The organism is Moraxella tetraodonis (assembly GCF_022359095.1).
GTDB classification, from domain to species: domain Bacteria; phylum Pseudomonadota; class Gammaproteobacteria; order Pseudomonadales; family Moraxellaceae; genus Faucicola; species Faucicola tetraodonis.
In genome coordinates this window covers 303,752-324,447 of the sequence record NZ_JACSYB010000001.1, presented here as the reverse complement: position 1 = coordinate 324,447, position 20,696 = coordinate 303,752, and the positions used below count along the sequence as shown (strand labels likewise).

Annotated in this window: 20 protein-coding genes; 11 read left to right on the top strand and 9 right to left on the bottom strand. The window is 44.5% G+C overall.

The window, feature by feature from the left end:
• Positions 1-435: 435 nt before the first annotated feature.
• The 4 genes from rdgB to clpX all read left to right on the top strand — a co-directional run bounded on the left by rdgB (position 436) and on the right by clpX (position 4,906).
• Positions 436-1,086 (top strand): RdgB/HAM1 family non-canonical purine NTP pyrophosphatase, encoded by a 651-nt coding sequence (gene rdgB, locus H9W84_RS01430; protein ID WP_239741399.1) that lies wholly within the window; start codon positions 436-438, stop codon positions 1,084-1,086.
• 303 nt (positions 1,087-1,389) lie between these two features.
• Positions 1,390-2,754 (top strand): trigger factor, encoded by a 1,365-nt coding sequence (gene tig, locus H9W84_RS01425; protein WP_007117250.1) that lies wholly within the window; start codon positions 1,390-1,392, stop codon positions 2,752-2,754.
• 137 nt (positions 2,755-2,891) lie between these two features.
• Positions 2,892-3,566, top strand: a complete 675-nt coding sequence (gene clpP, locus H9W84_RS01420; protein ID WP_256999118.1) for an ATP-dependent Clp endopeptidase proteolytic subunit ClpP — start codon at positions 2,892-2,894, stop codon at positions 3,564-3,566.
• A gap of 56 nt (positions 3,567-3,622) precedes the next feature.
• A complete protein-coding gene (gene clpX, locus H9W84_RS01415) occupies positions 3,623-4,906 on the top strand; it encodes an ATP-dependent protease ATP-binding subunit ClpX (RefSeq protein WP_096488392.1) in 1,284 nt (427 codons plus the stop codon).
• A gap of 63 nt (positions 4,907-4,969) precedes the next feature.
• Here clpX and H9W84_RS01410 read toward each other — a convergent pair whose 3' ends face one another.
• The 8 genes from H9W84_RS01410 to H9W84_RS01375 form a co-directional block, all read right to left on the bottom strand.
• On the bottom strand, positions 4,970-5,557 hold the full coding sequence (locus H9W84_RS01410; RefSeq protein WP_096488391.1) for an HD domain-containing protein: 588 nt from the start codon (positions 5,555-5,557) through the stop codon (positions 4,970-4,972).
• A gap of 36 nt (positions 5,558-5,593) precedes the next feature.
• Positions 5,594-6,169, bottom strand: a complete 576-nt coding sequence (locus tag H9W84_RS01405) for a hydrolase (protein ID WP_239741398.1) — start codon at positions 6,167-6,169, stop codon at positions 5,594-5,596.
• A gap of 90 nt (positions 6,170-6,259) precedes the next feature.
• The gene (locus tag H9W84_RS01400; protein ID WP_239741397.1) at positions 6,260-6,802 is read right to left on the bottom strand and encodes a hypothetical protein; all 543 of its coding nucleotides are present in this window, start codon (positions 6,800-6,802) and stop codon (positions 6,260-6,262) included.
• Positions 6,803-6,929: 127 nt separating this feature from the next.
• The gene (locus H9W84_RS01395; protein ID WP_050324926.1) at positions 6,930-7,187 is read right to left on the bottom strand and encodes a YfhL family 4Fe-4S dicluster ferredoxin; all 258 of its coding nucleotides are present in this window, start codon (positions 7,185-7,187) and stop codon (positions 6,930-6,932) included.
• A 144-nt stretch (positions 7,188-7,331) separates the two neighbouring features.
• A complete protein-coding gene (gene trhP / locus H9W84_RS01390) occupies positions 7,332-8,777 on the bottom strand; it encodes a prephenate-dependent tRNA uridine(34) hydroxylase TrhP (protein ID WP_239741396.1) in 1,446 nt (481 codons plus the stop codon).
• 110 nt (positions 8,778-8,887) lie between these two features.
• Complete coding sequence (locus tag H9W84_RS01385) at positions 8,888-9,358, bottom strand: flavodoxin family protein (RefSeq protein ID WP_239741395.1); 471 nt, start codon at positions 9,356-9,358, stop codon at positions 8,888-8,890.
• 120 nt (positions 9,359-9,478) lie between these two features.
• Entirely contained in the window at positions 9,479-10,351 is an 873-nt protein-coding gene (locus H9W84_RS01380) for an SPFH domain-containing protein (protein WP_036603224.1), read from the bottom strand.
• Between the two features lie 30 nt (positions 10,352-10,381).
• Positions 10,382-10,840 (bottom strand): NfeD family protein, encoded by a 459-nt coding sequence (locus H9W84_RS01375; protein ID WP_239741394.1) that lies wholly within the window; start codon positions 10,838-10,840, stop codon positions 10,382-10,384.
• 223 nt (positions 10,841-11,063) lie between these two features.
• On the opposite strand from H9W84_RS01375, the gene H9W84_RS01370 reads away from it, so the two are divergent.
• The 3 genes from H9W84_RS01370 to H9W84_RS01360 all read left to right on the top strand — a co-directional run bounded on the left by H9W84_RS01370 (position 11,064) and on the right by H9W84_RS01360 (position 13,089).
• Entirely contained in the window at positions 11,064-11,528 is a 465-nt protein-coding gene (locus H9W84_RS01370; protein WP_239741393.1) for a MarR family winged helix-turn-helix transcriptional regulator, read from the top strand.
• A 281-nt stretch (positions 11,529-11,809) separates the two neighbouring features.
• Positions 11,810-12,226, top strand: coding sequence for an Ohr family peroxiredoxin (locus tag H9W84_RS01365; protein WP_007117263.1), 417 nt, complete (start codon positions 11,810-11,812; stop codon positions 12,224-12,226).
• A gap of 227 nt (positions 12,227-12,453) precedes the next feature.
• Positions 12,454-13,089: a nitroreductase family protein gene (locus H9W84_RS01360; RefSeq protein ID WP_239741392.1), complete on the top strand. Its 636-nt coding sequence runs from the start codon at positions 12,454-12,456 to the stop codon at positions 13,087-13,089.
• 150 nt (positions 13,090-13,239) lie between these two features.
• Here H9W84_RS01360 and H9W84_RS01355 read toward each other — a convergent pair whose 3' ends face one another.
• The gene (locus H9W84_RS01355; protein ID WP_239741391.1) at positions 13,240-14,331 is read right to left on the bottom strand and encodes a TonB family protein; all 1,092 of its coding nucleotides are present in this window, start codon (positions 14,329-14,331) and stop codon (positions 13,240-13,242) included.
• A 171-nt stretch (positions 14,332-14,502) separates the two neighbouring features.
• On the opposite strand from H9W84_RS01355, the gene H9W84_RS01350 reads away from it, so the two are divergent.
• From H9W84_RS01350 to H9W84_RS01335, 4 genes are all read left to right on the top strand, one after another.
• Entirely contained in the window at positions 14,503-15,276 is a 774-nt protein-coding gene (locus H9W84_RS01350) for an ABC transporter ATP-binding protein (RefSeq protein WP_007117267.1), read from the top strand.
• Positions 15,276-16,220 (top strand): ABC transporter substrate-binding protein, encoded by a 945-nt coding sequence (locus H9W84_RS01345; protein ID WP_239741390.1) that lies wholly within the window; start codon positions 15,276-15,278, stop codon positions 16,218-16,220. The genes H9W84_RS01350 and H9W84_RS01345 overlap by 1 nt, the downstream gene beginning before the upstream one ends.
• Complete coding sequence (gene fhuB / locus H9W84_RS01340) at positions 16,213-18,288, top strand: Fe(3+)-hydroxamate ABC transporter permease FhuB (RefSeq protein ID WP_239741389.1); 2,076 nt, start codon at positions 16,213-16,215, stop codon at positions 18,286-18,288. The genes H9W84_RS01345 and fhuB overlap by 8 nt, the downstream gene beginning before the upstream one ends.
• Positions 18,289-18,393: 105 nt before the next feature.
• The gene (locus H9W84_RS01335) at positions 18,394-20,640 is read left to right on the top strand and encodes a TonB-dependent receptor (protein WP_239741388.1); all 2,247 of its coding nucleotides are present in this window, start codon (positions 18,394-18,396) and stop codon (positions 20,638-20,640) included.
• Positions 20,641-20,696: the final 56 nt, after the last annotated feature.

Sequence of the window (20,696 nt, the reverse complement as noted above, 5' to 3'; positions counted from 1 at the left end):
AACCATATCCGAAATGGCAAGTTGGCTGGGTTGATGTTATTTAGTTTATATTATTTATCTATGCTTCATCAAGCTTTATCAAGGGTTAAAACCCCTCACTAACTTTGCTATCGTTAGCTTTGTTTATTAACCTTGCTATCATTAGCCTTGATAATATCCTCATAACACATGGGTTATTTTGCCATAAAAATTGGCAGAATTTAACCGTTTCTATAGTGGGGATTTATTATCTTGTGGGGTAAAAATCAATGAGTGCATGCTAATAAGCTGATTTTTAACCCGTTACTTGCTATTTGATGATAGCAAATTATTCAAAAAAAACTGTAGTGGTTTGGTATAAGGCTTTTACAATGTGAGTATTTGCAGCGCGAGCCACTGTTAACTATGCTATGATAAGGTCAAGTTTTTTATGCAAAATACACACAGTGGGTCTGTATGTCAGTTTCTATCCTTAATCAACTATTTCCTACCCGCCAGTTAGTCCTCGCCAGTAATAACCAAGGCAAACTCGCGGAATTCAAGCAATTATTTGAACAAGCCAATCTTGAGATAACCCTCATCCCGCAAGGGCAATTGGGCATCGAGGACGCAGTCGAAGATGGACTGAGCTTTATTGAAAATGCGCTGATTAAAGCCCGGCATGCCAGCCGTATTAGCGGACTGCCTGCGATTGCTGATGATTCGGGTTTATGTGTACCCATACTAGGCGGTCAACCTGGGATTTATTCTGCGCGTTTTGCCCAAGATGAAGCCAGCTTTAGCGAGCATAAAGACTTAGCCAATAACCAAAAATTATTGCGGCTGCTTGAACCCCACAGACACGCGAATGAACCGATTATCGGGCAGTTTGTTTGCGTGTTGGCACTCGTGCGCCATGCCGATGACCCACTACCCATCATTGCACAAGGGATTTGGCAAGGTGAAATCTTGCCCGCCCCGCAAGGTGAGCTTGGTTTTGGTTATGACCCGCTATTTTGGGTGCCAAGCGTACAAAAAAGCGCTGCCGAGATGCAAAAGAGCGATAAAAACCGCATTAGTCATCGCGGGCAAGCGATGCAGCAACTGCTAATGCAATTGATGAAGTAAAAGTGCAATTGGTAAAGTAAAGGTTTTCAACTCACACTCTTGCAGATAGACAGGGTGTGACTGCTAAGGTAGCCGATACAGAGATTTTACAGCAACAATTTTTTTACTTTACTAGATGATTAATTTATACTATACCACTTTCGGTTAATTTTTGCCTTTTAGCATGCGTTAACCAACAGATTTTGGATTGCGTATTTTATAGGCTTTTTTCAATCACCTTAAAAGCCTGATAACTTATCGCTATTTACCCTTATGAGTGGCACCCACGCTGCTCTTTTTTGATATTTTATGGAAGGTTTTGTTATGTCAAATTCAAATGTGTCAGATTCAACAGTTACTAACTTAGAAGTAACTACCAACAAAAAATCAAATCTTGAAACCCAACTCACGGTTAAAGTACCTGTGTCAACCATTCAAGGTCGCGTGGAAAAACGCATCAACCAAGTGGCAAAAACCGCTAAAATCGACGGTTTCCGTAAAGGTAAAGTGCCCGTATCACACATTCGCGCCCAATATGGCGCAGGTATCCAACAAGAAGTCATCAATGATGTGATTCGCGATACCGTATTTGATGCGATTCGTCAAGAAAACATCCGCGCTGTGGGTATGCCAAACATTGATGACGTGAAACTTGAAAACGACTTTTTGGTTTATCAAGCAACGGTTGAAGTATTCCCAGAAGTAGAAGTTCAAGGGTTATCAGACATCGAAGTTGAGCGTCAAGTTGCCAACGTGGGCGACGCAGATGTTGACACCATGATTGAAAACCTACAAAAGCAACGCCAAACTTACGTTGCCAAAGATGATGCCGCAGATGAAGGCGACCAAGTCAAGTTTGACTTTGAAGGTTCAATCGACGGTGAAAAATTTGAAGGTGGTAGCGCACAAGACTTTAGCCTAGTCTTAGGCAGTGGTCGTATGATTCCAGGCTTTGAAGATGGTATCAAAGGCATGAAAGCAGGCGAAGAAAAAACCATCGACGTGACGTTCCCAGAAGATTACCAAGCTGAAAACCTACAAGGCAAACAAGCACAGTTCAAAATCAACGTCAAATCAGTTGAGCAATCACAATTACCAGAATTAAACGATGAGTTCCTTGAAGCATTTGGGGTAACAGAAGGCGGCTTAGACAAACTTAAAGCAGACGTGCGTAAAAACATGGAGCGCGAAGTAAAAAGCGCTGCCCGTAACCAAGTGAAAGAAGCGGCATTTAACGCCCTACTTGAAAAAAATGAAATCGACGTACCTGCATCGATGCTTGAGCAAGAAATCGATCGCCAACGCAGCATGATGTTAAACCGTTTTGCCCAGCAATTTGGTGCAGATCCTAAAACTTTTAACAAAGATATGCTACCAAACGAATTATTTGAAGAGCAAGCCCTGCGCGCTGCCCGCCTTGGTATCATCGTCTCAAGCCTGATTGAGTCAAACAAACTTGAAGTTGACCAAGAACGTGTGACCACATACATCAACGAAATGGCAGAAAACTACGAAGATCCAAACGAAGTTATCGACTATTACACCAACAATGCGCAAGAACGTGCCAACATCGAAGCGGTAGTGTTAGAAGATCAAGTGGTCGATCATATCTTGTCTCAAGGTAAAGTGACTGATACTGAAGTATCTTACCAAGATTTACTGGCTAGCCAACAACAAGCGATGATGTAATAATTGGCTTAATCCATTCTTAGGCATTTAAGCTTAAGCATTTAAGAATGTATTTTTAGTCAGCTTAGTAACTTGTTTTTATGCCAATTGCCCTTATAAACGATAAGGGCTTTTGCATATTTAAAAAGGACAATAACATGTTAGAAAAATTCTTGGACTCGCCTTTCGCGACGAGTCAAATCCAAAATACCGTAACCCGTGACGTGTTGTCACCACAAAGTGCTTTAGTACCTATGGTGGTCGAGCAATCGGCTCGCGGTGAGCGCTCATTTGACATCTATTCTCGCTTATTGCGTGAGCGTGTGGTGTTCTTAGCCGGTCAAGTTGAAGACCACATGGCGAATTTAATTGTCGCCCAGTTGTTGTTCCTAGAAGCGGAAAATCCAGAAAAAGACATTAACTTGTACATCAATTCACCAGGTGGCTCTGTGAGTGCGGGTCTTGCGGTGTTTGACACCATGAACTTTATCCAGCCACAAGTGTCAACGATTTGTATGGGCGGTGCTTATAGTATGGGTTCATTCTTATTGGCTGCGGGTGAAAAAGGTAAACGCTATGCCTTAGCCAATGCGCGTGTGATGATTCACCAACCGTCAGGTGGGGCACAAGGTCAAGCGACCGATATTGAAATCAATGCGCGTGAAATCCTAAAAATCCGTGAACGCTTAAATAGAATCTTGGCAGAACGTACCGGTCAGCCACTTGAAAAAATCGCCCGTGATGTCGAGCGTGACTATTGGCTAGATGCCCAAGAAGCCAAAGAATACGGTCTGATTGATGAAGTATTAGAAAAACGTCCAAGCATTGCTTAATAGGTTACACAATCACAAAGCAATTAAAACAAGCATAATTTTAGGAGCGTTTTTTTATGTCAAAAAATGACATTGAGCCACACTGCTCGTTTTGTGGTAAAGCCAAACACGAAGTCAAAAAGCTAATTGCAGGTCAAGACGCCAATATCTGTAATGAGTGTATTGAACTGTGCGATGATTTAATCGCCGAATCAAAGTCATCGGGCAGCGACGGTAGTGATACCAATGAGCGTGAAAACTGGGCAGCGCGCAAATTGCCAACGCCCAAAGAAATCCGCAGCCACTTAGATGAGTATGTCATCGGTCAAGATAAAGCCAAAAAAACTTTGGCAGTAGCGGTTTACAACCATTACAAACGCTTAAAGGTCAGTGAAAAGCTGAGTGAAGATAAGGCGCTGACGACACTTGGCGCTGAAGATGCGATGGTTGAGCTATCAAAAAGTAATATTTTGCTGATTGGTCCAACGGGCTCGGGCAAAACCTTACTGGCGCAGACCCTGGCACGCCTACTTGATGTCCCATTTGCGCTCGCCGATGCCACTACCTTGACCGAAGCGGGTTATGTCGGTGAAGACGTGGAAAACATCGTACAAAAACTGTTACAAGCGGCAGAGTTTGATGTCGAGAGAGCGCAAAAAGGCATTATTTATATCGATGAAATTGATAAAATCAGCCGTAAAAGCGAAAACCCTTCGATTACCCGTGATGTGTCGGGTGAAGGCGTACAGCAAGCGCTGTTGAAATTGATTGAAGGTACGGTTGCCAATATCCCACCGCAAGGTGGTCGTAAGCACCCAAACCAAGAGATGATTCAGGTCGATACCAGTAATATCTTGGTGATTTGTGGCGGTGCGTTTGCTGGTCTAGACAATGTCATTCAACAGCGTACCGAAAAAACCGGTATCGGTTTTAACGCTGAGGTAAAAGCCAAAGACAGCGGCAAGAAAACCGGTGAATTATTCAAGCAAGTCGAGCCAGAAGATTTGATTAAATTTGGTCTGATTCCAGAGTTAATTGGTCGTCTGCCTGTGGTCGCGACACTGGAAGAACTGGACGAAGAAGCATTGGTACAAATCTTAACCGAGCCAAAAAATGCGCTGGTCAAACAATACGAATACTTGTTTGAGATGGAAAATGCGACGTTATCGTTTACCGATGATGCGCTAGTTGCGATTGCCAAACAAGCCTTAAAGCGTCGTACCGGCGCGCGTGGCCTACGCTCCATTATTGAAAATGCCCTGCTCGATACCATGTATGAATTACCCTCGATGACACCCGGCAAAACCGTCACAGTCAATGAGGCGGTTATTGATAATAACCAATCGCCAGAGATTGTTTAACTGTTAGTGATTTTAAAAATAGCGAGTTAAAAAAACGTGCCTATGTCGCACGTTTTTTTATGTTTAATCTTCAATCAACCAACCCTGTTGTACCGCAATGGCAATTTGCTCGGTTATCCAGTCGTGAATGATGGGAAAATCCTGTCTGATAAAGGCTTGGGCGGCTTCGACTTGGGAGCGCTTGACCTGATGGTCTGTCCACGCACCGCCATCTGTCACCATATTAAGCATAAAGGGCAATAGCCTATCCACTACTTTAAGTAGTTTGCTTTCAGCACTATGACCTATTTCTTGCTCATCCCACAGCGTTAACAATTCTGAAACGGGGTTGCCCATCATCGCTGCCATTTTTTCAACGCCGATACGCTCATCAACATGCGCCTGCGAGCGTTTATCAGCGTATAAGAACGTGTCACCCGCCTCAATTTCGCCCAAGTCATGAACCAGTGCCAGTTTGAGCAGTTTTTCATGATTGACATCCAGTTTGAAATGCTGCGCGACTGCCCAACACGCCATCGCCAAATGCCATGAATGCTCGGCAGAATTTTCAAGACGTCGTGGCGTGTCTTTAGACAGTTGGGTGGTATAGTTGCGGCGGTTGACTGATTTTAAGGCATCCAATGCCAACAGATAATCAATAAGTGGTTGCATCAAATACCTCTTAATCATGCATGGTCTGAGTCGTATTCACTTGACTAGCGCTGAAATCGTTTTAAACGCGGGATCTTCTGAGCTACGACACAGCTCAAATAAAATCGCTTCGGTGGTGGTGACGACGGCACCGGCACGGCGCATACGACGAATCGCAATTTTACGGTCATACAGGTCTCGCGAGCCCACCGCATCGGTGATAATGATGGGCTGCATACCGTTATCGAGTAAATCTAACGCCGTCTGCATGACACAGACATGAGCTTCTGTACCAAATAAAATCACATTGTTGCGATTTTGCTGGGCGATATGATGCCAAGAGGTTGGCGTATCACAGGCGCTAAAGGTTGTTTTTTCAAAAACTGGCGTATTTTTTTCAGATAGTAACTGCGTCAACTCTGGCAAAGTATGCCCCAGTCCTTTGGGATATTGCTCATTAACCATAATGGGAATATTGAGCGTTTGTAGACCTTGAATCAAAATCGCTGTTTTTTTGAGTAATTTTCGATGTTCGGCAATATGGGGCGCAAGTTTTTCTTGTATATCAATCAGCATGGCTTGGCAGTCATTGCGCTCGATACGATAAGGTTTTGGGATAAATTTTGTTGTCATCTTCAGCTCCTTTGATGATGGTTCAACTTGGGTGGTTATAATCATTCGTATGTCACGAAAGCTATACTATACTCTATTAAAAAAATGCCATTAAAAATTCATGGCATCATCTGCGGTGTCCACCACGGTTAACTGGTAGTCCAAATGTCCTAAATAACCATAATGTCCTTTTTCACTGAGTTCCGCAACAATAGTGACATCATCACAATGCACCTGATCCATAAGCTTGGTTTGATGACTGGCTTGATTGTCAGTAGGTGTTTTATTGGACTGATACAGTGATTGGATACGCAGTAATGGGTCATTGAGCGCATAGGTAGCGCCATCGGTGACAAAGGTCAAATACTCACCGACCTTGTGCACCTTACCTTTAAAATGCTGATTGGTAACAACCCCACTAAATGCAGGGGTATACAAACGGCGCGCCCTATATTGCTGCTTGACATATTGCCATGCGCCATAACTACCTAGGACAGCAGTTACCCCTGTTGCCGCTGTGGCTGTCACACCGACGCCAATGAGTTTCGCGACAACGTGACGCTTTTTAGCTTTGTTTTTTTGTTTGCGAGGCTGTGCTGAGCACTTCGATTGCTGTGCTTGAGGCTCAGTCGCTTTGTTATTTTTTTTAACCATGAATGTCACTTTAAATGTTACTTTGAATGTTGTTTTTTGATAAAAAATGCCAGTAATCACTTCAAAAAAAATTGATTAACTTATAGTAAAATGTTTTGGCAACATTTACCGCAACTTTTTGTTAGTATTATTTTTGCCAAATTTGCTTATATTTTGCAAGTAGCTGTTCGGGCGATTCAGGATGCTCATCGTCTTTGATGATGCAATCAATCGGACAGACCTTATCGCAGGTTGGCTCATCATAGAACCCGATGCATTCGGTGCACAAGTCAGGATTGATGACGTAAGTTTTTTGTACTTTATTGTCGTAGCTAATGGCTTCATTTGGGCATTCAGGCTCACAAATGTCGCAATTGATACAGTCGGAAGTGATTTTTAATGCCATGTCTTGTAGTCTGTTTTTACCTTTAGCAATTAATACCTTTAGCGATTAACGATTGACACCGCACTTAGGCGCCATACCTCATATACCATACACTGTCATCTTGCATCCACAATTCCTGCCTGATACCGCGACAGCAAAATCACCTTAGGTGAAAATCGGCTCGCTGACGCTTTTCATGATTAGCGCAAATTGCAACACATCATCTTGCATCTCTTTAAACGGATTGGCGATTTGACACACCCAGCCAGAGCCTAAAGCGCCATCAATCGGCTCACCTTGTTTATTCCACATTTCTTTGAGTAGGTAACTCAAATTACCCTGCGGTGTCATGATTTCGATGGTATCACCCACCATCAATTTATTCTTAATTATTAAGGTTAAGCGCGTTGGGGTAATGTCGCTAATCTCGGCAACAAACTGCTGATGATCAGTTTTTGATGACCCATATTCATAGTTTTGGTAATCACTATGCACGTGGCGACGTAAAAAGCCTTCGGTATAGCCGCGATTGGCTAGCCCATCGAGTGCGGTGATTAAACCTGTATCAAATGGTTTGCCAGCGGCGGCATCATCAATCGCTTGGCGGTACACTTGCGCGGTGCGCGCCACATAATAATGCGACTTGGTACGGCCTTCGATTTTGAGTGAGTGCACCCCCATATGGGTTAGCTCAGGCACTAGCTCAACGGCACGTAAGTCTTTAGAATTCATAATATAAGTGCCATGTTCATCTTCAAACATCGCCATCAATTCGCCTGGTCGACCTTGTTCTTCAATCAGTACCACTTCATCCGATGGCTGCTGTACATAGTCATCGCCCATCACCACATCACCATTTAGATTGACAGTTTGAATAGCATCTTCTTGCGTGGCTTGAGTAGGAACAAAAACTTCGGGGCTATTGATAGGTTGGCTGATAGGTTGGCTGATAGGCTGTGTTGGCACGATATCGCCTGTTTCGTTTTCTTCTGCTTTATAGGTGTTGTATGACCAGCGACAGGCATTGGTACAAGTGCCTTGGTTGGCATCACGTTTATTGATATAGCCAGAGAGCAAGCAACGACCCGAATAGGCCATACAAAGTGCCCCATGCACAAATACCTCAATTTCCATATCAGGCACTTCAGCGATGATTTGCTCGATTTCTTTGAGTGACAACTCGCGACTCAAAATCACGCGGCTGACGCCCATTTGTTTCCAAAACTTGACCGTTGCCCAGTTTACCGCATTCGCCTGCACCGATAGGTGAATTACCTGCTCTGGAAAGGCTTCACGCACCATCATAATCATCCCAGCATCTGACATAATCAGCGCATCGGGTTTCATCTCAATCACAGGGCGGATGTCTTCGATAAAGGTTTTAAGTTTGGCATTATGCGCTTGGATATTGACCACGACATAAAACTGCTTGCCGAGTGAATGGGCGTAGGCAATTCCTTTGGCAAGATTTTCCTCATCAAAATCATTATTGCGCACCCGCAAGCTATAGCGTGCTTGTCCCGCATATACGGCATCTGCGCCATAGGCAAACGCATATTGCATATTACGAAAAGTGCCAGCAGGGCATAAAAGTTCAGGCTTACGGGTCATAACTATCCTTACAGCGTGTCATACAATGTGAAATTGTTGATATTATAACAAACTTGCTAATCACGCGGAAAAAAACTTGAGTAATTTACTCGGAAATCATGATAAAGCGGTTATAAAATATTCAATGATAAACCTGCACAGACTGCCATGGTAAGCTCTCCGACTTGCTCATCAAATGCGCTTGACCATTCACCTTTTAATACCAAGGGCGGTTGTATCCAGCGCCAACGCAATCCCGTGACGATACTCTCTACCGCGCGCTTGCTACCTGTACCGTCGAGCCCAGCACGGATATAACACGCCACAGGCAGTCCTTGTTTTTGCTCAAGGACCGGGTAATAAATTCGCTCAAAAAAATCCTTGGTCAGCCCCGCCATATAACCAAAATTTTCGGTTGTGCCAATGATAATGGCATCGGCTTTTAACACATCTTCCACTTGGGTTTGTAACGGTGTTTTAACAATCACAGTGACGTTATCAATATCCGCTAGCTGTGTGGCGGATTTTGCAACTTCTGCTAATCGCTGGGTATTATCTGATGGGGTATGTAATACCAATAGTAAATTTTTCATTTCACGCATATTTTACATCCTAAAATGTCATGATTACCCAATTTTGGCGAATAAAAAACCGCAAGGTGATGCGGTTTCAGTCAGCGGCTTCAGTCAGCGTTTTAATCAGCAGGTGAGTCACGCCCAATGTTAAGGACGGTGGATTTTATCGCCCACTTCCCCCATCATACCGCGCACCGTATTTAAGATATCAGCAGGCAGTACCACGGTTTTGGCATTGGGTGATTTTGACATATCAGTCATGGCTTTGATGTACTGCTCACCTAGTAGATATAGCAACGGAATCTCGCGCTCGCCCACCGCTTCACTAATCAAGCGAATTGATTGCTCACTGCCTCGCGCCAGTACCACTTGCGCTTCGGCATCACGCCGTGAAGCCTCAAGACGTCCATCGGCTTCTGCAATCGCCGCTTGGCGCTGACCGTCCGCTTTGGTCACTGTAGCACGGCGTTGACGCTCTGCAGCCGCCTGTTCTTCCATCGCCATTTGCATGGTAGGTGATGGGCTAATATCTTGAATTTCCACGGTTTTTAGGGTAATTCCCCAATCGGCAATATCATCAGAAATTGACATTTTTAGCGCGGCTTTGATTTGGTCACGCGATGATAACGCACTGTCAAAATCCATGTCACCAATGATAGAACGTAGTGAGGTTTGTACCAAATTACGAATGCCCTGCTCATAATTCTCAATACCATACACGGCACGCTCTGGATGCACGATATTGATATACGCCACCGCATTGGCGATAATCACGACGTTATCACGGGTGATGACCTCTTGCGATGGAATATCAAGCACTATGTCTTTGGTGGTTACTTTATATGCCACGTTATCGACATAAGGAATGATAAAATTCAACCCAGGCTCTAAGGTCTGATGGTACTTACCCAAACGCTGTACAATCCATTTAAACCCTTGTGGTACGATTTTTACCCCTTTATAAAGGGTAAATAGCACAAAGGCGACCAAAAAAATACCAATACCGCTCAACGCTTCCATGACAATTCCTTTATAGATGCTTATTAATACTTATTGATGCTTGGTGGATTCTACAAGCAACTCATTTCCAATGACATCCACGACAATGGCTCTATCGCCAACTGCCAGCGGTGCGCTTTGGTAGCTACGACACACCCATTCATCCGCCCCAAAAATTGGCACACTAAAACGAATCTTGCCCAATTTATCTGCTTGCGGACTTTGAACAATCATGCCTGTTTCCCCAATGATAACCCCCGAACCCAATCCTGCTGTGGTACGATTTTGCATATACGGCTTGATAAATTTAAAGCCAATGATAGTAAAAATCACCGACAGCATCAGCCATACCATCAGCCAAAAAAACCAGCTAAACGGTAATAACCATGACAAAGCCGCCACCACAATCGCCGCCATACCAATCGATAAACTCACAAAACTGGTCAAGAATAGTTCAAGAATAATCAGCACTAACCCCAAAATTAGCCAGTGCCAAGGCTCAATTAGCATATCCCCACCTTGATTTTTAGTATACCAAACCCATTATGCAAGATTATGAATTTAAAAACAAATGCCGTCATTTAACCCGCTATCTTTGTCACATTATGCACTCTCATCGGCTATCAACTGCTTGACCGCACAGACCGCTAATTGTGGTTAATGATTGCACAAAGATGCGTTTTTTCCTATAGTGGTCAATGACCCTTTCATCTCTAGAGTCCCAAAAAATACGATGAGCCTTGATGCCCTCAAACTGAGTAACCAGTTATGTTTTCCTATTTATTCACTGTCAAAAAGTATCACTAACCACTATCGTCCCCTGCTAAAAGCCTTGGATTTGACCTATCCACAGTACCTTGTCATGCTGGTGCTATGGGAAAAAAGTCCACAAACTGTCGGCACTTTGGGCGATTTTTTAGACCTTGATACCGGCACCCTAACCCCTTTACTTAAAAGACTTGAAGCCAAAGGCTTCGTGCATCGTGAGCGTGCCACGCAAGACGAACGGGTGGTACAGATATCGCTCACTGCCAAAGGGGATGCCCTAAAAGTTCAAGCTGCGTCCATTCCTAGTGCTATGTTAGCTGCCATGCAATTAGATGATGAAGCCATAGATCTGCTACAACGACTAGCACAGAAACTCTGCCCGACTCATACAGGCGAGTGCCGCCACAATATTTCACCTAAAAACCATTAAACAAATTTTCATCTTTAAGCGCTATGTGCCTATATCTTATCTATTATCATGCGTCTTGTTAGGGTATCGTTAGATTTAGCATTTTTAGTCATTTGTTATTAGTTTGTATGCAGCGTGTGAGAATTTTATTACCTTGTCTAGGCACTGAAAATTATATTGTGTAAAATATAATTGTTTCAAACTAAACATTAAAACCTAAATACTGTGGCGAATGTTATAACGCCTATCGCCGATTTTTTCATTTATTCACGCAAGTTAATTATTCAAAAAAAGGTACTCTTATGAAAATTTTTTATAAAACCCCAACTGCTACCTCAACAGGCGGCCGCTCAGGTCACGTTGCACTAGAAGATGGTTCACTGGGCTTTGATTTACAATCCCCTGAGCAAAATAGCACAGGCGTCAACCCAGAAAAATTATTTGCCATGGGTTATGCCGCTTGTTTTGACAATGCGTTGACTCATGTGGCACAGCGCATGAAGCTAGAAGGGGTCAGCTCAAAAACCTCAGCAGTGGTTGGGCTTGGCATGAATACCCAAGGCGGTTATGCGCTTGACATCGATTTGTATATTGAACTTAGCGGCGTCAGCGAAGAACAAGCGAAAGACTTGGTGGAAACGACGGACAAAGTCTGCCCGTATTCCAATGCGGTGCGTGGCAATGTTGACGTACGTCTGCATACCCAAGTAGTGGCATAATCAATTTAACATAATTTCCATTGCAAGCGGCGTGCTCAAATGTCAAAGACTCATTTGGGCACATTTACCGTTTTGTTGAGCAAGTTGAAAGCCTTTCAAGCGTTCTAACAGCCAATGACAAAATTGGTAACATCGAGCTTTCTTTAGCTTTGTTTAAAGGCTCGGACAATAACTTTTATCGCTCTACTATTATCATTATAGTTTTATCACTAGATTAGGAATATTTCATGTCACTGATTGAAAACTTACAATGGCGCCATGCCGTCAAAGCCTTTGATCCAAACCAAAGCGTGAGTCAAGAAAATATCGACAAAATCATCGAAGCCGCTCGACTGGCGCCCACCTCATCGGGATTGCAACCATTTAAAGTTATCGTGGTAAAAAACCAAGCCATCAAAGCGCAGCTAGTCGCCGGTGCGCTCAATCCTGACTGCATGAAAGAATGTTCTCACGTGCTTGTTTTTGCAGGTTGGCAGGATTATAGCGCCGAAAAAATTGATACCGTGTATGACATGACCACAGATGAGCGTGGCTTACCTAGAGGACGTTTTGATAGTTATACTTCCATGCTCAAAGCAAGTGTGGCCAAAAAAAGTGCAGACGAAAACTTTGAACATATCGCTCGCCAAGCTTACATTGGCTTGGGACTTGCGTTGGCACAAGCAGCAGAGCTTAAAGTAGACAGTTGCCCTGCCGAAGGCTTTGATCCTAAGCTGATTGACGAGGTATTAGGTTTAGAGAAATTTGGGCTAAAAAGTATCGTAATCATGTACGTGGGTGTCTCAGATCCAGCACGTGATTGGATTGCGCCTATGGCAAAAGTACGCGTAGCCACAGAAGATTTTGTTATTGAATACAACTAATTCATTAGCTAGCAAAAAAATCTCTAAGAAAAACCCTCTAAATAGCTTATTTAGAGGGTTTTTTATATCTACAATGGGCAAGTGATATTGGTTAAAGCAATTTGTACGGGGATAAGCTTTATGAAAAACGGATTTTTTTAATAATCATAGTTATTGGCAGCGAACCGGTAGATTGACAATACCTACCACCGGTACGCCATTTTTGGTAAAGGGGTTAAATTTGCCGCTCTTAGCCTGCATAGACAGTTGTCTATCGACTCTGACATTGCCGGTCGATTTGGCTAAAGTGACGCTGGTTGGATTGCCTTGTTTGTCCACTGTGTAGCGAATAATCGCCGTCAATGCGCCGTTTTCCAGGTCTTCACTATGACAGCTAAAGCTAGGTTGCCGCCGCCAACTTGCTTGCCCTGCCGAAAAGCTCACAGGTGAATTATTTTGCGCTTGTTGGGCTTCTTTATCCTTGTCGGCTTGTTGTTGTTTTGCCTTTTCGGCTTTCGCCCTAGCTTCATCTGCTTGTCTGGCTTTGGCATCAGCTAGCGCTTTTTGACGATCTATTTCTGCTTGTTTGCGCTCACGCTCTTGTTGTTCAATTAATTGGTTGTCCAACGCTTTTTGCCGTGCAAGCGCTTGTTGGCGTTCCAATTCTTGTTGCCGTTCCAATTCTTGTTGTTGTTTTAAGTCTTGCTGTCTGGCGAGTGCTTGTTGGCGCTCAAATTGTTGTTTTTGCGCCTGTTCGGCTCGCTCATTGGCGAGGGCTAGTTGCCTTGCCATGACAATGTTTTGGTCAACCTGTGGCGGCTTGACGATAGTTTTTTCAGCTGGTTTCGACGGTTCGGGTAATGGTTTAATCGGTTGTTCTACAGGTTTCTTAGCAATCGGTTTTTCGACTGTTTTCTCAACAGGCTTGCTGATGGGTTTTTCTATCGGCTTTTCTTTTGGCTTTTCTGCTAGTTTTTCTACGGTTTTAGGTAGTTGTTTTATCGGTTGTTGCTCGGCTGTTACCGTCATCTCTTCAGGCTTGGTTGGCGCAGGTGGTGGCGCGATAAAGCTAATTTCTAACGGTGGCGTGACTTTGGGCGGTTTGATATCAGGCGTTGCCATATTTGCCAAGCTAATCGCTACGATACCATGTAAGCTCAATACACCAATCAGTGCCAACGTGCCCGACTTTTTATCGAATATGCTGCTAATATCATTTGAGAAATGGGCTGGACTAAAGTTAGCGTGACGTTGGATAGACATAGTTATAGCGCTGTATGTTTAGGGAAACTTTTGAAATCGCTGTATTATAGTGTGAATGATAATCGTTATCAATATCTTAAATGATATTAATTCTTATTTATAAAAATTAATGATAATTATTATCATCAATGCTATGATTTGCTATTTTAAAACTTTGACCCGGGTCAACTCATGCTAACCACCCAATCGCTTACCGTCATGCGCCAACAAAAAACCCTCTTAAACAACATCAATGTTACCATTGAGAAGGGAAAAATCTATGCCTTAATTGGGCATAACGGTTCGGGTAAATCGACATTGATTAAAGCTTTGGCAGGGGAAACCACCCCCACTAGCGGACAGATTTTATTACCGGATTTTGCTGACAAATCAATCTTTGATTTACCGCCAAAAACCCTCGCCCAACAAGTCGCCTATTTACCGCAAAAATTGCCTGATGCCAGTCAATTTACCGTTGCCGAACTGGTGATGTTAGGGCGATACCCTTATCAAAAATGGCTACAAAAGCCTACGCCACAAGACCATACTAAGGTGCGTGAAGCAATGGCGCTGACCCAAGTCACGCCGTTTGCCGAGCAATCAGTGGCAACGCTATCCGGAGGGGAGCGCGCCAGGGCATGGCTTGCCATGTGTATCGCCCAAGATACGCCCTATTTGCTACTTGATGAACCACTTGCCCCGCTCGACATCGTCTATCAAGTTGAAATACTGCGTCTCATTCGTGATTTGGCACGGCAGAAAAACAAGGCGATTGTGATTATTATTCATGATATTAATCTTGCGGCACAGTTTTGTGATGAGTTTATTGCGTTAAAAAACGGCAAGCTTTGTCATGTGGGTGATATCGCCAGTACCATGCAACCGCAAGTGCTTGACCAGATTTTTGGTATCAATTTGCATTTATTAAGTCACCCAGTCACCGGAAATAAAGTGGCGGTGGTGTGATGAGAGCTTTTTGCTTGCTGATTGTTTTGTTTTTTTTGACAGCTTGCCAGCCTCAGGGGGCTTTAAAGCTTGAAGCACCGCCTGCAGATGCTCACAGCGTCAAAGTCATCACCCCTGATTGGGCGGTGGCTTCGACACTCACCGCCCTAGGCTATCCACCGATTGCCACAGGCGATACCAAAAGCTACCGTGAATGGGTGGGTACACCCTCGCTGCCAAGTGATATCATCGATATTGGCGAGCGATTCACCCCAAACTTTGAACGGCTTGCCCAACTCACCTCATCTTCTAACAATATTGTGATTATTGATAATGATTTTTATGCCCATCTAAGACCTGCTTACGGCAACACACCCCATAAGTCGGTGAGTTTTATGTCAAAAAACGCGGTAGCGACTTGGCAGGACTATGCTGAACCGACTCTTCAGCTGGGTGAAATTATTCATCAGCCGCAGCGCGCCCAGCAATTTTTAACCCAGTCAAAAAAACAGCTTGGCGAGCTTGGTGCCACATTTCGCCAAAAGTATCCCCACATCAAAAAAATTGCGGTGGTGCAGTTTGCCGATAGCAATAATTTGCGGATTTATACCAACAATAGCCTGTTTCGACCGACCTTTGAGGTGATGGGGTTAAATTTGATTACCCTTGAAGATCAGATGGGTAAAGGCAATCTTTGGGGATTTAATTCGCTGGCATTGAGTGATTTGGCAAAACTTGATGATGATACCTGTTTGGTAGTGGTTGAGCCGTTTAGTCCTATGCTACGTCAAGAATTAGCCAAAAATTTGCTGTGGCAGCGTCTAGGCTATGGCGCAACGGCTAACAATAGCCGCTGTATGGCAGTCTTACCGCCGATTTGGCTGTATGGCGGTGTGTCTTCTATGGTGGTATTTGGCGAGCGATTAAATCAGGCTCATTGGTTAGGGGGCAAGGCGCATGGGTAATAAAACTAGGCTACAACATAACCAGCGAGATAACCAGCGAATTACCAAACCCTTTAATGCCCCTGCCCTTTGGCTTTTTAGTGGCTTATTGTCGCTAGTTTTAATGACCACGGCTTTGGTTGTTAAAACCACTTGGCATGATTCATTGGGGTTATTATTTGCCAGTTCACAGTCGCTAACCTTAGCGCAAATGGTGGCGCAGTTACAAATTTTGCCGACTATGCTAGTGGCGATATTTGCCGGGGGATTACTGGGCGTAGTCAGTGTCTTGCTACAGCAATTGGTCAAAAATACCCTTGCTTCAGATAGTACGCTTGCGGTAGGGACAGGGGCACAATTGGCTTTATTAATTGTGACGCTGTTTTTTCCCAGTTTTGGCTTGTATGGTAGCTTTTGGGTGGCATTTGTTGGCGCATTGCTGAGTATGGGCTTGGTGTTTGCAATTGCTGCCAACAGTCGGATGAATCCTGTGGTGCTCATTTTGGGTGGTTTGGTGGTCAATATTTTGTTTTCTGCTATATCCTCACTGTTGATGATTTTTTTCTCAGAAAGGGTAATGGGCGTTATGGCATGGGAAAGCGGTAACTTAACCCAAACCAGTTGGCAAAACAGCCAGTTTTTTGTGCTAATAAGCCTAATCTTGCCCGTTATCTTGTTGTTTTTGGTCAAACCTTTAACCATCATGAGCCTTGATGAACGCCAAGCCAAAGCCTTGGGAGTACCTGTGGCTGCCGTGCGTATGTTGGTAGTAATCCTTGTTGCAGTAGTCACGGCAAGCGTGGTAAGCCGCGTGGGCGTTTTAAGTTTTGTCGGTTTGGCTGCGGCAAGTGTCGTTAATGTAGTAGCGATTCGCCCGATTGGACAACGATTACTGGCAGGATTTGCCTTTGGGGCGATGTTGTTATGGCTCACTAATAACATTGTGACGCTGCTGTCACCCTGGTTCAAACCATTACTTAACATAACGCTGCCTGTGGGGTCGGTCACAGGGATATTAGGTGCCGGGTTGATTATTTGGTTGGTCATTCGACAAAGTAAACAGCCCATGATTGCCGAACAAAGCCCTAGCCTGTTGGTCAGCAAACGCCGATATTTTGGTGGCGGTTTTTGGGCGGTTGCGGTCGGGTTGTTGCTGCTTGTGACAGTAGGTGTATTAGGTGTTTCCCCTGATGCGATGGGCAGTTTTGGGTGGCATACCGAGGCAAGTTTTATCGAAAATTTTCGCCTACCGCGTACGCTATCGGCAATGGCAACAGGTCTGATGCTGGCTACGGCAGGGGTACTATTACAAAACTTGACTCGAAATCCGATGGCAAGTCCTGAAGTGATGGGCATCAGTTCAGGTGCGGCATTGGGGGTGGTATTGGTGTTCGTGTTCAGTCCAGTAATATTAGGCACACTGGGACTGGCAACCGATTCTTTTTGGGCATTGGGATTGCCTTTATTGGGTGGGCTGTTAGGTGCGGGTTTGGTGTTACTGTTGGTTTTGTGGCTTGCTCGTCGGCTATCCTCCAGTTATTTGTTACTCGTGGGTGTGGCGATTTCTGCATTAATGGGTGGTATGTTAACTTTAATCAAACTGTCAGGCGACCCTCGCTTACAAGCGATGCTTAATTGGCTATCGGGTACAACATACCATGCTTATCCTGTGACGGCGTGGGCATTAATGGTCATTGGTACAGTGTTATTTTTGCTCAGTTTTTTGCTACTAAAGCCACTTAGGGTGATTAGCCTAGATGAAACGATGGCTCGCAGTTTGGGCGTATCAGTAAAACGTAGCGAAATACTGATTTTTAGTCTTGTAGCAGTGTTAAGCACTGTTTCGACACTGGCGGTTGGACCGCTAAGCTTTATTGGATTGATGACGCCGCATTTAGCCAAGACACTTGGGGCAGTGCAGTTACCCCACCAATTAGCCTTGTCAGCGCTACTGGGCGCAGGACTGATGTTGATTGCTGATTGGGTGGGACGTTATGCGATTTTTCCCTATGAAATACCTGCGGGCACCATCGCTTCCATCGTAGGCGGTTTATATTTTTTATGGTTGATGAAAGGTATGAAAAATTAAAAACATAACTTCTTTGGTTACGCTATCATTACTTATTGTAAATAGAAATAATAATTGTTATCATTCGCAAAAATGTTTTATCTATTGTCTTTTGAGTGATTGAATATGCGTTTATCCCTATTATCTTTAGCCGTGCGTTCGTCTTTGGCAGCAAGTACGGTTGGCTTATTATCAACCGTGGCGATGGCAGAAGAAGCAAATACCACGGATGCTGCCACAGAAACCCTACTCGATGAAATCGTGGTGACTGCAAGTGCGGATGCGTCAAAAACTGGTTTGCCGCCCGCCTATCAAGGTGGGCAAGTCGCCACCGGTAGCCGTATCGGTATGTTGGGTAATAAATCGACCATGGAAACGCCTTTTTCGACCACGGCCTATACCAATGACTTTATTTTAAATAAACAAGCGGATTCTGTTGGCGATATCCTAAAAAAAGATTCAACGGTGCGTGTGGCTCGTGGCTTTGGTAACTTTCAAGAAGCTTATCTGATTCGCGGATTTGTCACCAACTCTGACGATACCATGATGAATGGCTTATACGGCATTATGCCTCGTCAATTTATCGCAAGTGAGCTATTTGAGCGGGTCGAAGTACAACGTGGCGCTAGCACCTTCCTAAATGGCATGGCACCCGGGGGTAGTAATAAAGGGGGCACAGTCAATTTACTGCCAAAGCGTGCCACTCAAACGCCGATTCGTAAAGTCACTATCAGCAGCGAAAATGCCGAAAATGGTAAAATTGCCCTAGACGTCGGACAACGGTTTGGCGCAAATCAAGCGTACGGTGTGCGTGCCAATGTCGCTTATCAAGATGGCGGTACAGCAGTCGATGATGAAAAAGCCAAATTGGGTTTGGTCGGTTTGGGCTTAGATTATCGCCAAGATAACATGCGGTTATCGGCAGATTTGGGCTATCAAAATAACGAACTGCAAAAAACGCGCACCAATGTCACCTTGTCAGGTTTGACCCGTGTACCCAAGGCCGCTGATGCCAAAAGCAACTGGTCGCAACCGTGGAGTTATTCAAATGAAAAAGATGTGTTTGGTACATTACGGGCTGAATATGACCTTAGCCCAAATTTGACTGCGTATGGCGCGTATGGCTTTCGTCATGGCGAAGAAGAGAACTCGCTCGCTAACTTGACGGTCACCAATTTAAATGGCGATGGCACCACCTACCGCTTTGACAATGCCCGTGAAGACGACATCAACACAGGTGAAATCGGTATTCGTGGCAAACTGACCTCAGGCAAAATCAACCATAACTGGGTAGTGTCTGGCAATATCTATAAATCACAGATAAAAGCGCCTTATCAATTTGATTGGCAAAACACACTAACGACCAATCTATATCACCCAACCTCGTACGCCAAACCCAGCTGGTCAGCAGCGGCGTTGGCAGGTGGCGATATCGACCATCCTACTAAGACAGGCGAAACCACGCTCACCAGTATGGCATTGGCAGACACCCTAGCCTTCATGGATGATAAACTTCAAGTGACCTTGGGGGCAAGACACCAAACCATTGAAGATGAAAGTTTTGACCCCACCACCCAAGCCAGTAATGGCAAATATAAAGAAAGTAAAACCACGCCTGCGTTTGCCCTATTATATCGCCCTAGCAATGAATGGTCAGTCTTTGCTAACTATATGCAAAGCCTTAGCAAAGGCGAAACTGCCCCTCTCACCACCACCATCGATGGCGTAACAACTGAGCTGACCAATGCAGATCAAGCCATGTCACCGTACGTCACCAAACAAAGCGAAATCGGCGTGAAATACGACCGCGGCGTTATCGGTGCAGGTCTCACCGCTTTTCAAACCAACAAGCCGCGTTATACTACCGTTGATACCACCTTTGAAGCGCACGGCAAAAACCAACATAAAGGCGTTGAACTCAATGTATATGGACAACCCACCGCCAATATGCGAGTGCTAGGCGGCGTGACTTTCCTTGATACCCAACAAAAAGACACCGGTAGCGATGCCACTGAAGGGAAGCAAGTTATCGGTGCGGCAAAACACCTGTTGAACCTAGGGCTAGAATATGATTTACCACAAGTAGATGGCTTAACCTTAACAGGCGATGTCATCCATACCGGCAAACGTTACGCCAATGATGCCAACACCCTAACAGTCGATGGCTACACCACTGTGGATTTGGGCGCAAGATATAAAACCCAACTTGCTGGTAAAGCAGTCACGCTCAAAGGGGTGATTGCTAACGTCACCGATAAAGACTACTGGTCATCGGTGGGCGGTTATGAAAATACGGCAGGTGACAACGGTGCAGGCTATCTTACCTTAGGTGAGCCACGCACATTGAAGCTGTCAGCGACCTTTGATTTTTAATTTTACCCATTGTTAACGTTTGCCATCGGATGAAGCTTGCTTTGTCCGATTTTTAT